The sequence below is a fragment of the Candidatus Paraluminiphilus aquimaris genome (assembly GCF_026230195.1).
Classification (GTDB): domain Bacteria; phylum Pseudomonadota; class Gammaproteobacteria; order Pseudomonadales; family Halieaceae; genus Luminiphilus; species Luminiphilus aquimaris.
In genome coordinates this window covers 1,517,493-1,531,139 of sequence record NZ_CP036501.1, presented here as the reverse complement: position 1 = coordinate 1,531,139, position 13,647 = coordinate 1,517,493, and the positions used below count along the sequence as shown (strand labels likewise).

At 51.9% G+C, this 13,647-nt stretch carries 9 protein-coding genes; 6 read left to right on the top strand and 3 right to left on the bottom strand.

Annotated features, from left to right (window positions below):
* Window positions 1–43: 43 nt before the first annotated feature.
* Entirely contained in the window at window positions 44–463 is a 420-nt protein-coding gene (locus E0F26_RS07050; protein ID WP_279240961.1) for an acyl-CoA thioesterase, read from the bottom strand.
* 321 nt (window positions 464–784) lie between these two features.
* Here E0F26_RS07050 and E0F26_RS07045 point away from each other — a divergent pair, with 321 nt between their 5' ends.
* Complete coding sequence (locus E0F26_RS07045) at window positions 785–1,222, top strand: c-type cytochrome (RefSeq protein ID WP_279240960.1); 438 nt, start codon at window positions 785–787, stop codon at window positions 1,220–1,222.
* A 5-nt stretch (window positions 1,223–1,227) separates the two neighbouring features.
* Here E0F26_RS07045 and E0F26_RS07040 read toward each other — a convergent pair whose 3' ends face one another.
* Entirely contained in the window at window positions 1,228–2,439 is a 1,212-nt protein-coding gene (locus E0F26_RS07040) for a sterol desaturase family protein (protein ID WP_279240959.1), read from the bottom strand.
* Between the two features lie 224 nt (window positions 2,440–2,663).
* Between E0F26_RS07040 and E0F26_RS07035 the strand changes: the two genes are divergently transcribed.
* The 3 genes from E0F26_RS07035 (at window position 2,664) to E0F26_RS07025 (ending at window position 7,720) form a co-directional block, all read left to right on the top strand.
* Window positions 2,664–4,751: an acylase gene (locus E0F26_RS07035; RefSeq protein WP_279240958.1), complete on the top strand. Its 2,088-nt coding sequence runs from the start codon at window positions 2,664–2,666 to the stop codon at window positions 4,749–4,751.
* 246 nt (window positions 4,752–4,997) lie between these two features.
* Complete coding sequence (locus E0F26_RS07030) at window positions 4,998–6,269, top strand: glycoside hydrolase family 2 TIM barrel-domain containing protein (protein ID WP_279240957.1); 1,272 nt, start codon at window positions 4,998–5,000, stop codon at window positions 6,267–6,269.
* Window positions 6,266–7,720, top strand: coding sequence for an MFS transporter (locus E0F26_RS07025; protein WP_279240956.1), 1,455 nt, complete (start codon window positions 6,266–6,268; stop codon window positions 7,718–7,720). Before E0F26_RS07030 ends, E0F26_RS07025 begins: the two co-directional genes overlap by 4 nt.
* 212 nt (window positions 7,721–7,932) lie before the next feature.
* Here E0F26_RS07025 and E0F26_RS07020 read toward each other — a convergent pair whose 3' ends face one another.
* The gene (locus tag E0F26_RS07020; RefSeq protein WP_279240955.1) at window positions 7,933–11,400 is read right to left on the bottom strand and encodes a hypothetical protein; all 3,468 of its coding nucleotides are present in this window, start codon (window positions 11,398–11,400) and stop codon (window positions 7,933–7,935) included.
* Window positions 11,401–11,725: 325 nt separating this feature from the next.
* On the opposite strand from E0F26_RS07020, the gene E0F26_RS07015 reads away from it, so the two are divergent.
* Complete coding sequence (locus E0F26_RS07015; protein WP_279240954.1) at window positions 11,726–12,634, top strand: glycoside hydrolase family 17 protein; 909 nt, start codon at window positions 11,726–11,728, stop codon at window positions 12,632–12,634.
* A gap of 8 nt (window positions 12,635–12,642) precedes the next feature.
* Complete coding sequence (locus E0F26_RS07010; RefSeq protein ID WP_279240953.1) at window positions 12,643–13,563, top strand: glycosyl hydrolase family 17 protein; 921 nt, start codon at window positions 12,643–12,645, stop codon at window positions 13,561–13,563.
* Window positions 13,564–13,647 lie beyond the last annotated feature (84 nt).

The following is a 13,647-nucleotide window of genomic DNA, read 5'->3' as shown; positions in this document are numbered from 1 at the left end:
GCTTGTGTGATACGCAGGGCAAGCGCGACTGTATTGCCCTGACTTAACCTGCCAACTCTGGCTGTGCCGCGATGATTGCAGTCTTGATGGCCTGTGGAATTGGGCGACTCTTGCGCGTTGCCTTATCAACAAAAACGTAGGTAAACGACCCTCGAGTGGCCACCTCATTCGTCGACGTATTCAACATCTCAAACTCAAGTGCACAGCTGCTGTTACCTATTTTAGTGAAACGACACGACACTTCCAAAATGTCCCACGCCATACATTCGCCAACAAAGTCGATATTGGCATTTACTGTGAAGGTCAAGAAATCCCCGTCTGTCCCACCGTCCCAGCCAACCTGTGCGAGGTATTCGGACACGACCTCATCGGCGAGAACCAAGTAGCTTCCGAAGTAGGTGTGCCCGTTAGCGTCAGTATCGGCAAACCTAACTTTAATTTGTCCCGTGTAAGCAGCATTCACAATCGTGGGTCCTCTCTCATCTTCTGTTGACGATTTTTGACGGAGCCGAGTATGGAGGCATTTAAGTTCGCTTTCCATGCTGCCCAAGGAATGTCCTACCCGCCTGTACAGCCGTTGCGCGGCGATACCCCCCATGAGGTGACCTGCCGTCTCATAGCCCGCAGCGCAGGTTGACTGTCTGTGGTCACGAAATAGCGATCGGCTATAGCGCGGATAAAGGTGAAATTGCCCGCTAAACGACGGAGCCACTTACATCAACCAGGTAAAGGCCTTATCATTCGCGCCGACAAAAACACCACAGTTTGTACCCGGGGGAATTTAATGAATACAAACGTCATCGTCGCGGGGTTCGCGATTGCTATCACCGCAATAATTTGGGTGGGAACCACCACCAATGACGAGTCATGGACTGGTAACCGCAATGCTTGCGTGGGTGATTGCTATCAGGAATGGAAGGCCGAAAACGGCGGCAGTATCGCCGACATTGAGCGTGTTAAACAGGAAGCGCTTGCGGCAGCATCACCTGAGGCGCTGGGCGAGAGTTACTACGGACAGTGCGTTGCCTGTCACGGCGGCAATGGCGAGGGCGGTATTGGACCTCAATTAGCGGGTCAGGCGATGAGTGACATCTCCAGCAAACTCACAGCCTATCGTGAGGGTGAAGCTCGAGGTGCACAGTCCGCTATGATGTGGCCTGTCGCAAAACCCATGACCGATGACGACATCGGGAATTTAGCGGCTTATATCGGCACGCTTTGATCGCTTCAAGAGGTGGCGACAGCCACCTCTTTGCTACCTATCCACTGCCAACCTGTACCCAATAATGCCAGCGAAATAACAAGCACGGCAGTGAAGGTTGGTAGTTGCAGCGCAAAAGCGCTCAATGTCAGGACTTTCACTATCTCCTGTAACCTAAACAGCCGAGAGTCGGCGTTGCTGAGCAAGGCGGCGTTTGCGACACCCAGCCAAAGCATCAAAGCCCATACATAACCCTCAAAGCCCACTAGTATCTCGCTCTGTTGCGCCAGCAGCAAAAGCACCGTGATCTGAATCAAATTTGCAGCGCCACTCATCTTCCTCACGCGTGAAATTTTTGGATCGTACTTTTCAAAAGGGCCGTGCTCTTCCCCCCTCGATGTTGCGTCAGGCCTCAAATCAGATGGCTGCCATGCTGGGTGAGAGAAAGGCACCCATAGGCGTTCTCCCCAACGTCGGGTGCGCACCATATCGCTGAGTATGTCTCTGTAAACGTGAATCCACGCTTCGACAGGTGACCACGATCTTATGGGTTTAGTAATGCCATAGACACAAGGCTCAGAAGGTAATTCACGTTGATAAGTGCCAAACAAGCGGTCCCATATAATAAATACGCCACCGTAGTTTCGGTCCAGATAGCAGGTGTTTCTTGCGTGGTGCACGCGATGATTCGAGGGAGATACAAAAACGTATTCGAACCAACCGAGCTCACCAACATGCTCGGTATGCACCCAGAACTGATAGATAAGATTCAAAGCGCCTACCGTCACCATCATTTCAACGGGCACACCGATAAAAAAGAGGGGTGTATAAAAAATCCAACCAAACAAGAAGCCTGAGCTCGTCTGCCGCAGGGCAGTCGATAGGTTGTAGTCCTCGCTCTGATGATGAACGACATGGGCAGCCCAAAAGAGCTTTATTTCGTGCCCTGCTCGGTGCGAGCAGTAATAACAAAGATCATACAAACAAAAGGCAACTATCCATGCCTCCCAGCCCTCTGCCGTCCAGGTCGCAAAGGGCGTAACGGAAGACAACCAGGCATAAACCGAACCGCCCACACCCAGTGCAACAAACCGACGGGCTTGCGATAGTCCACCCAGCGTGAGACTGCTCACCGCATCCGTGAGTCTGTAGGTGTCTCGCCCAGACCAACGGCCCCACAACCACTCGATAGCGATTGCAAGTAAGAAGAAGGGAACGGCCAACGCAATTAGATTCATGGTGCGAGTATAACGCGTGCACAGGTAATCCCCACGTCACAAGCTGGACAAAGGCTTTAGCATGCGACCATAAGGAATTACTTTGCGTACACCCCGGTGGGCGACACATCATTGCGGCAAGTTGCGGCACATGAGTTCGTTTTATGGGTTCAACCACTCAGCGTTCAAACCGCAGTGCGCTCAGCTTGCATGCACTATTTTGATAACAGTTAGAGAACAATAAAATGATGACACGCGTCCTCCGAGTATTTTCGTCCCTTGCATCGCTTAGCCTACTGTTAATGAGCGGGGTATCCGCAACAGCCTTTGAAGCGACCATCGAACGAGACAACTATGGCGTCCCGCATATTTACGGTGACACCGACGCAGACGCTGCCTTTGGATTAGCCTACGCGCAGGCAGAGGATGCTTGGCCCATTATGGAAGGCAGCCTGCCCTTTTACCGCGGTACCGCAGGACTCTATGAGGGGCAAGAGGGGGCACAAACCGACTATCTAGTTAAGTGGCTCGACTTATGGGGAACGCTTGATAAAAACTACGAGCGCGATCTGTCGCCCAAGATCCGTGCCTATGTTGAGGGTTTTGCAGCGGGCTTTAACGCCTTTGCAGCGGATAATCCGTCAGAAGTTAAATACCCGGAGCTGCTGCCCGTAACGGGTAAAGATATTGTTGCGGGCCACATGCTTCGCCACCCGCTTTTTTATGGTTTCAATGAGCCGGTGCTGGCGCTTTTTGGTGATGAGAGACCTAACACGGTTAGCAAGGCGCCTTACAACCCACAGCCCAAAGACCCCATTGGTTCTAACGCGACCGCGATTGCACCCAAGCGCACGGATGATGGCTCGACTTACCTCATTATTAATTCGCATCAACCCCTGACAGGTCCTGTCGCCTGGTATGAAGCACATATCGAGTCGAACGAGGGGCTCAATGTTATGGGCGGACTCTTCCCCGGAGCACCAACCATGGGCGTTGGATTTACTGAGGAGCATGGCTGGGGCGCCACGGTAAATAAGCCTGATCTCGTGGATGTTTATGTGCTCGAAATGAATCCTGACAACCCCAACCAATACCGCCTTGATGGCCAGTGGCGAGACCTTGAAGTAGGAAAAGTGAAGCTCAAGCTGAAAATTTGGGGATTCATACCTTGGTCTGTAACCAGAGAGGTCCTCCACTCAGAGCATGGTCCCGCACTGCGGACTGACCATGGTGTTTATGCCATCCGTTACGCTGGCATCAACGAGATGAAGCAAGTCGAACAATGGCTGGCCATGAACAAAGCGCAGAACTTCCAACAATGGAAAGATGCCATCGCCTTAAACCACATCCAGAGCTTTAATTTTGTCTATGCCAACAAACACGGTGACATCCACTTTATTCACAATGCTCAGCTACCCGTAAGGGCCCCTGGCTGGAATTGGCAGCAATACCTACCCGGCGACCGCTCGGAGCTCATTTGGCGGGACTACCACCCTACTTCGGTCCTGCCCCAAGTCACTAATCCTCAATCGGGATTTGTGCACAGTGCCAATCAGACGCCTTTTAACATAAGCGAGGCGCGGGATAATCCGCTACCTGCTAACGCCCCAAGAAATGGCGGATGGCAGACACGCATGACCAACCGTGCAACGCGTGGACTCGAGCTATTTGAGGAGTTTGACCAAATTTCCTTTGATGAAGCGTGGCAATTGAAACACGACAACCGTTATTCCATTAATTATCGTGGGATGGCCTTCCTCGACGAGGTAACAGCGTTGCCACCTTCAAGCGAGGCAGTCGCAAGCGCCATCGATATTTTATCGTCTTGGGATCGCGGAACAGATAAAGCCAACCGCGGCGCGGCACTGGGAGTCTGTGTGCTTGCAGCCGAATGGCAGGCAGAAAGTGGTGGCACCAGCACCCCGGATGCAAACGAAATCCTCAATGAATGTATTGAGCAAACCCTGGCTATCGGGGGGCGTCTAGACCCCGCCTGGGGCGATGTGAATCGTCACGGACGAGACGGCAAACATTGGCCGGTTGCAGGTGGCCCAGACACGCTGAGAGCTATTTATTCTCGACGGCTCGAGGGCGACGACCATCTCACCGCTGTCGCCGGTGATGGCCTTTATTACTTCATTCGCTGGACACCCGATGGTGAACAACGGGTTCTCGGCACTCACCAATACGGTAACGACATGACCAACCCAGACTCACCGCACTATCTGGATCAGGCAGAGGATTATACGAACGAAATTCTTCATGAACCGCGCTTTACTGAGGAAAGTCGTCAAGGCCACGTTAGCCGGCGCTACACGGTCTCCTCAAATTGATCGTCCACTAAAGGGTGCTGAACGCAGGGTGCTCGGGCTTCCCTCTCGGCAAATTGAGCCCAATCGATTTACCCATAAATGCTTCAAATGAATTGTAAAAACAGTGCCTTATTGACCCCTGAGTGACTCTGCGCCCATTGGTCTCACCAGAATACCATTTTGACCGCTTTTACCTATCGGCCCCGCGACCGATTGTTATCCTGAATTATCAAAAGTCCTTAATAAAAGCGTCACATACAAGCACTCATGGCAAAGGTAGAACTCCTCGGCAATCAGACTAGCGGCTATCAGCTAATCGTTGACGGTGCGCCCTTCTTCATTAAAGGAGCGGGGCTGGAGTTCGGTCGTCTTGAATCTTTAGCTCTGGCGGGGGGCAATGCCTTTAGGACATGGCGCGCAACCAATGGCGAGCGCGATGCGACGGACATTCTTGATGAGGCACAAGCGCTGGGTCTGAAGGTCTGTATGGGACTTGATATTGCCCGCGAGCGACATGGCTTCGATTACTCCGATCAAACAGCAGTCGACGCCCAAACTGAACAAATGATGCAGGACGTTCTGCGGCTGAAAGATCACCCAGCACTCCTCATGTGGGGACTGGGCAACGAGCTGAACCTGCGCGCCAAAAATGAGGGTGTGTGGGATGCAGTCGAGGCACTCGCGCTACGCATTAAAGCTGAGGACCCTGATCATCCGGTGACCACCATGTTAGCTGGCATCGATGCTCACACAGTCGAGGCCATTGCTGCACGGGCGCCGTCACTCGACTTTCTGTCATTCCAAATTTATGGCGAGATTGATCATCTTCCAAAAATCTTAGACGAGGCCGGCTACGACGGTCCCTACCAAATCACAGAGTGGGGGCCAACCGGCCATTGGGAGAGCCCTGAAACCGCATGGGGAAGGCCTTTCGAACCATCGAGCACCGAAAAAGCCAACGACATCCTTCGTCGATACGAAGACATTATCCTGTCAGACGCCAAGCGGTGCCTCGGTTCCTATATTTTCCTGTGGGGCCAAAAACAGGAGCGAACCCCAACTTGGTATGGGATGTTCCTAGAGACCGGTGAGCGCACTGAGGCCGTAGAGGTCATGCAGAAAATGTGGACAGGCAATTTACCCACGCACAAGGCGCCCAAAATTCAATCCCTGTTTTTAAACCAACAAGAGGCACCGGTGAGTATTGAGGCCGACGTCGATCAAGTCCTCAGCGCCGAGGTAATGCTGACTGGGAATGACAATCACCTGATCTCTTGGCGGGTACGTGAGGAAGTCCCAGCAGCGCTTCAGAGCGATGGAGGTGATTTTGAGCCCACGCCCCCTACTCTTCACAGCATGACAGGGACGCACGCTCGGGAATTTAGTTTTAAGCTATCCAAGCCCGGCGAGTACCGCCTGTTTTGTCAGATCGATGCGCCCGAGAAAACCAGTGCCGTATCGAATATTCCGTTTCTTATTAAACCTAAACCTCTAAAGCTAAAGAGATTCCTCAACCTGTTCGGAAGAAAAGCCGCATGAACACCGACACATTATCGACCACTGCCGCACCAAACGCCGGCACAAAGCTGACTCGTAGCAGCCACATCCCAATGCCGCAAAAGATTGCTTTTGGCATTGGCATGCTGGCCAATCAGATGTTCCCAGCAGCGCTGGGCATCTTTATGGTCATCCTAGTTCAGAGCCTGGGTATGAGTCCCATTTTGTGGGGGCTCATTTTCTTTCTCCCTAAACTCGTGGATGCGTTAACAGACCCACTGATGGGTTACATCTCCGATCGAACAGAATCCAGATGGGGTAAGCGGCGTCCTTTCATATTCATCGGCGCTTTCGTCGCTGGGCTCTCCTACATTGCGATGTGGCAACTCTCAGCGGAAAACAGCCAACTGTACAATTTCTGGTATTTCTTGGGCTGGTCTATTGTCTTTTTCATTGGCATGACGATTTTCAGCGTTCCCTATGTCGCCATGGGGTATGAAATGAGTGACGACTACCACGAGCGCACGCGGTTGATGGCTATTGCGCAATGGATTGGCCAGTGGGCTTGGGTAATCGCCCCGTGGTTTTGGATCGTTCTCTACGATCCAAATTGGTTTGAATCCGCAACCGAGGGGGCACGAACACTCTCAATTTACGTGGGGTTGGGCTGTATGGCGATGGCTATGGTGCCCGCCATTTTCTGCAACTCTGTCGATACAACCAACGACAGTGAAGAGTCGTCCGGGTTAACTCTGGCTGAGACCTTTCGAGAGTTGTTTCATGGCATTGCCATTACGTTAAAAAATAAACCTTTCCAACGTATTTGTATGGCTACATTTTTTATCTTTAATGCCTATAACTGTGTCGCGGGGTTCACCTTTTTCATCATTGTTTATTACATGAACGGAGGCGATCCGGTTGCCGCAGGGAATTGGCCTGCACTGTTTGGCAGTGTCTCTGCGTTATTTACCTGCTTCCTCGTGATTCCCATCGTTAACTATATGTGTCAAGTCCATGGGAAGCACAAAACATTCCTCATCACCCAGGGAATGTCACTTTTAGGCTACGCGATGTTTTGGTGGAGCTTTACACCGGAAAACCCATACCTAATGTTCGTCCCCATCCCACTCTTTGTATTTGGCATTGGTGGTCTTTTCACCATCATGATGTCAATGACGGCCGATATTTGCGACCTCGACGAGCTCGAGACATTTGAGCGGCGAGAGGGGCTATTTGGCGCTATTTATTGGTGGATGGTGAAGTTTGGAGCAGCCTTTGCGGGCCTTTTGAGTGGTCTCATTCTGGCGTTTGTTGGCTTCGACCAAACACTGGACGTACAGAGTGATGAAGCGCTTGCGGGGTTGAGAGCTGCCTTCATTATCGTCCCAGCTACGGGCACTCTGTTGGGCATATGGGCCATGTGGAATTATGACCTCAACGAAGAACAAGTAAGGTCTATACGTTCAGAGTTGGACGCGAGGCAGAACACATAAAGCTGCGCTCAATCGAGGAAGGCCAGAATTTTGCGGTCTCGACGCCGTCGTAGGCCCCTAATGCCTATCCCTAAGCAAGTAGCCAAGTAGCCAAGTAGCCAAGTAGCCAAGTAGCCATTGCAAACAAAAGAAACCCTGCGCGGCTAACGGTTTCAGTGATCACAGGTCAAAAAAAAAAGCCCGCAACAGCGGGCTTTTTTCGTGACGCGTTGCTAATCCATGACTCGATCAGTTCGCACATCAATTCGCACGTAATGTCCGTTTTTCTTAAACAGCGCCTCCGATTGCGCTGCAGAAAGTTCATTTCCAGCCACCGACTCGGTCGTACCATCGTTTCGATGTAACGTGATCGAGGCTTTGTCTGCCATAACCATGACAACAGGTACCTGACAGTAGGTGAACCCAAGCTCCCCCGCTTGAAGCGACTGCTCTTGCCCTATCCCTGCGGTATCAAAATAGTGAAGTGTGGCAGGCGCATCCAAAAACTCTGACCGTCGAAGCACAGAGGGTTTGAACGCAACACGTGCCCCCGCGACCTGAACACCCAATTCAAGCAAGCGAGTCAGTACTTCTTCTTTCACCTGTCCTGTCATACCCGGCTGTCTAGCGCCCGCGAACCCCGGCGTGTGCGAGTACGGGTCCGTTGGGAATGCGCCATAAACATCGGGCGCCTTGTTGAAACCAATTCCCTCGCGAACGTCGTAATAAGCGCGCTGAAGCTCTGCCAGTACATCGGATTGAGCGCCCGCCGCCTCAGCACTCCTAACGGTCTCCATAACCGAAAGAAGCAACTTGGAAACCATGTGCCAATAAATGGAGCCTAAGCCCTCGTAGGCATACATCGCGCCTGAGCGACCGGTGAAGTTGGCGCAGTCGAACAAATCCGAGAACAAGTTTTCAATAGCGACTCTCTCGGCCGCAACATCCTCAGCATATCCCTCACTTGCCAGCCTCGTTAAGGCTGCTGCGACCGATGCCGTGTTGTTAAACTTTCCGGCAAAATAAACCTGCCCTGACTGATCTTGCTCTACCAGGTCAGTGTTTCCGCTTGAAAGCAGGGTGGTCATCAACCTTGAGGACTCCACAAAGGTTCGGGGAACGAGGTTACGCGCCATGAACGAGGGGAGTTGCCGGTTGGGGTACAGCAAATACGAGTGTTGACGCGCTGTGTACAAAGGTGAGTTTCTCAGTGTCTTTAGTAGCGAAAGAGACTCGTCCGCTTCTAATAGCTCAGAGCTCAAAACCGCGACCTGCCCCTCTAACATCTCGTAAAGATACTTAATTTGAACACCATCGGTATTCACCGCGATGCGGTTGTATGCATGATACAGCCCGTCAGAACGGCGGTTTGAGCGAATACTGACCGCGCTGACGTCACGTGCTCGCACCAAACAGTCAATAACGTTCGCTAAGCTAACCGTCTGTTTTACGGAGGAAAAGCCCTGCTCGTAGATACGGTTTCGGTATCGCTCAGCGGCAGTACCCAGCGCTTCCATCACGTCCTTTCTAATCGCATCTGACACCGGACCTGCGCCGATTGAGCTCTGATGACTCGCTAAAACGGATCTCACCTCACCTAAAAACTCAGCCACCTCCTCTGATAGTTGCACGGTCTCCTGGCTAAGCGCCGAAAAGAGTGGCACAACCTTGTTGAGGAATCGATGCAGATAACAGAGAGTCACAACGGAAACGCCGGTCCCAACCAGCGCGTTGTTTGCGTCGTTCCACTCAGGTCTCTGGGTATTCATCCAAATACCCGTGTCGGGGATGAAGTTGGCAATTTTAGATAGCAGAGTGACCAGAATTTTCTCAGCAAGGTTTACTTGGTAGACCCCGCCGTTTGGATCCGGCATCAACCGACCATCGGCACCCATCTCTTCCACCCGCTTATCGATGACACGATCAAGTGATTCATCGAACTCGATGGTGTCATAGGGGTCACTCAGAATGCTGGCGTAAGACTTAATTCGGTAGGGCACATTGGCGTAAGCGTATGCGTCTCTGAACATCATCGACTCTAATGCAGCTGGGTTGTGAGCAACCGATTGCTCTATCAGCTTGAGAAGGTAAATCAGCTGATGATCACCCCAGTAGCCTATATTAGCCCAGGGGTTCTCAGGTTCAGGACGTTCCCAATCGATTCCCTGCCGAGTAATGCGATACGGGTTGTAACCGTCCGCTGTAGTTGCATTGACGAACTTCGAGATCATATTCGCGCCAAAGCAGGGAATAGAGGAACTCAGCGCTTCCCAGTTCTGGAAAATATCGCGCCAATTCCCCTCGTAATTTAGAAGCTTTTTACCCTTTTCATCTTTCACTTTAATCGCAAATCGGTTCCAGGGACGCGATGGATCACCGTGGCGACGACTAAAACTCAGTGGCAAGTACTCTCTGCACAAACGCTCGAGTTGCAGATCGGTATTAGCCAGCAGAGCGGCATCGAGGTCGTGATAACTGAGGGTTTCTGGCAAGGCTTCAAAAAACGCCGTATTGGCCTCAAAGACGCGCTGGTTCCACTGTGCACAAAACGATGTCAAATCAGATTTGTCGATGGCGTAGTTATCGATAAACAAACCACCCCGCATAACATTAAACAGCACGTTCGATGCGTGGTGGTTAGCACTCAGGGTATCCCCCGTCATCTGTATACCATCTGCCGTACTCACCAAACGCTCAAGATTCTGAGAACCGACCTTGATGTCTTTGGCAATGAGCGCCGCAATGTCGGCGTCAGCCTCAATCAAAGCGGCCGTGTCTCGAATAGCAGCGGGGCCCTGATTCACGTCAGCCACAATACCCCAGCTCCGCTCATCACCCTCGGCTAGCTCGAATGACTGATGGATGAAGTAGGCGCCTCGGCGGCCCAGCACTTCCTGCTCTTCGCTAATTGTTTGCCCCGAGCGGAATTGGCTCAGCTGGTTAGAGCTGATTAAGTACGTTGCACCCTCGGTACCATAGGACCAAACGGTGGTCGCTGACAGTGCTTCACTTGGCTCGGCCTTGTCCGAGAGAATCGAGCTCATGGCAAAAATGGCGAGGCCCGTGTTGGGTACAAGCTCATTTTTCTTGTAGGCATCCACCAAACAGCTCAGCTCGTTTTGAGTCCCCGCTAACACGCCATAAGGGAGTAGGTTCTCAATACCATCGAGCATTTCCACACGACTCGTTACCTCTCCCAAGGCGGCGATACTTGCTTGCTTCACAAACCCGAAGCGATCGGATGTCGACCAAGAATAAGTGAACTGTAGACCCAAATCGTGATTGAGCTCTTCAAAAACAAGCTTGTCGCCGAGGACATTTTTGTACAGGTTTCGCGTGATGTTGTAGATCCCGGCGTGTGATCGCGAGAAAGGCTCCCAAAGTTTCCTTTTGCCGTCCTGCTCTGCAATGACAATCGTGCGGCTCCCGGTATTACCCGAATTATCCTGAATCTTGTCCTCGGTGTAGTACGGGAACAGTGCGCTGTCGCAGTCTGTTCGACCCGCAGACAGGCCGCCCCGTGTCGAGATGAACATCCAGTGATTCGAATCACTAACGACACTAATGAAAAAATCATCCATGCCGTCGACGTTAGCAATACGATAAAAAGATTCACCATTACGGACCACATAGTCGCCCGTTACGGATGAGGAAGATGAATTAAGCGGATGGTTACCCAAGTACAGCATTTTATTGGTCATATCTCTAATTCGTTAATTTTATGATGTTCGAGCTGTGCATGGATCGGGAGCGGTTGGATTCACCCTCACACCCCGGGATGGCTGGTTATCTCATCGGATCACGCATCAGTCCGCTTGACAGGTACAGACCGGTGACTCGGTCTAGGCGCCCGCTTTACTTGGGACGATATGCTAAATCACGGGCCTAGCGTGGCGATACCGAATTTTTCCGACTTAACCAGTGAAAGGTTCGTCTCGTCGTATTGAAGATGTCTAAAACAGCATCCGCGCATAGCATCGCGTCTCAACTTTAACGAACACTTTGTCAAAACACGCAGGGAGTAACATGGGTAAGCGAGCAGGAAAACACCATTATTTGATTGGGCAAGATGCGCGTGGCGCGAAGGAACTGGATTTGGATTCGCGGTTGCAGCAGTTGCTCACGAAAAAAATGCACGGTATTTCCTTTAGTGCCTACACAAGCGGCCAAAAACCTGGGGACGAACTGTCGCGTGGCCAAATCGAACATCGAATGGCGCTCCTTGCCCCCCGCTTCAATTGGATTCGCTCCTTCTCGACTACCCAGGGTAATGAGTATATCCCGCAAGTTGCCAAAGCAATGGGACTGAGCACGCTTGTCGGTGCTTGGCTCGGCAAAGATGCAAAGAAGAATCGGAATGAGATTGAAAATCTGATCGAACTTGCCCACGAGGGAGCAGTTGATGTGGCGGCTGTCGGCAACGAAGTCCTGTATCGAGGAGATCTGGAAGAAGCAGAACTTTTGGCTCTCATGGCGGAGGTCAAAGAGCGGCTGCCTGCCAATGTACCCATGGGCTACGTCGATGCGTACTATGAATTCGAGGATCGTCCTCAGATCACAGCGGCCTGTGACCTACTGCTGACCAATTGCTATCCTTTTTGGGAAGGGTGCGCCCTTCCCTATGCGACGCTTTACATGCAGGACATGTATCGGCGGGTACAGAAGGTAGCCAACGGCAAGCGGGTCATCGTGTCCGAGACGGGCTGGCCAAGCGCGGGTGGAAAGTTCTACGGCGCTGAGTCATCCTTACAAGGAGCCTATCTATACTTTCTAAGAGCAATGGAATGGGCAGAAGACGATAACATCGAGATGTTCTACTTCGCCTCGTTTGACGAAGAGTGGAAGATCGCGGGTGATGCTGGTGAAGGTGATGTCGGAGCGCACTGGGGTCTTTGGAATCAAAATGAGCAATTTAAGTACTCGAATCTTTTATAAGTGAGCCAATGATGCAACGTATGCCCCTCCCCTATAAACGTGCCATCTGCTACTCAGGCTTTCGTGACGGGCAGAGCCCAGACGACGGCGTGTTCCCCTCGGAAGCTGAAATACTCGAGGATTTGCAGTTACTCGAGGGGCATTGGGATGCACTTCGTGTCTACGCCTGCGATCTCCATACTGAGCGAGTATTGAAGGTAATTGAGCGAGAACGACTGCCTTTTACTGTCATGCTAGGGGCTTACATTGGCGCCGAGGTGAACAATCAGGGTTGCCCATGGGGAGGCGTCTACAGCGAAGAGACCCTCGAGAAAAATCGTCAGCAGAACAAAGAGGAACTCGATAGAGCTGTTCTTTGGGCTAATCGTTACGAATCCATCGTCGATGTCGTTTCAGTCGGCAATGAAGCAACCGTAGACTGGACCGATCACCTTATTGATCCAGAGACTGTCAAGGCATATGCCGCGTATTTGCGCTCTCGCATTCCTCAGCCTGTCACGTTTTGCGAGAACTATGTCCCCTGGCTCGACAAGCTCAAATCGCTAGCACAAGAGCTTGACTTGATTGCGATTCATACCTATCCCGTCTGGGAATATAAGACCGTCGCAGAAGCGATGGATTACACCCGAAAAAACTACGAGGTCGTGCAAGCGGCGCACCCGGGAAAGCAAATCATCATCACCGAAGCAGGATGGGCAACGGCGTCCAATGGGCGGGGAATTCCGCCCGAAAACGTCGGTGAGCTTTATCAGGAAGCCTATCTTCGGGAATTGCTTGAGTGGGCTGAGCGAGAGCGTATTTTGGTCTATATTTTCGAGGCGTTCGATGAGAACTGGAAAGGGTCCGACCACCCATTGGAACCAGAAAAGCATTGGGGCATTTATCGCGCGGACCGCTCAGCAAAGCCCGCACTCTCGTTACAACGATAAAGCCTCCACCTAAGTAGACCCAGGGGAAGTAGCTGGCCTACTGTATAGTCTTTCGCGGCCCAGCTGACGGGTAAAAAGCGGCGA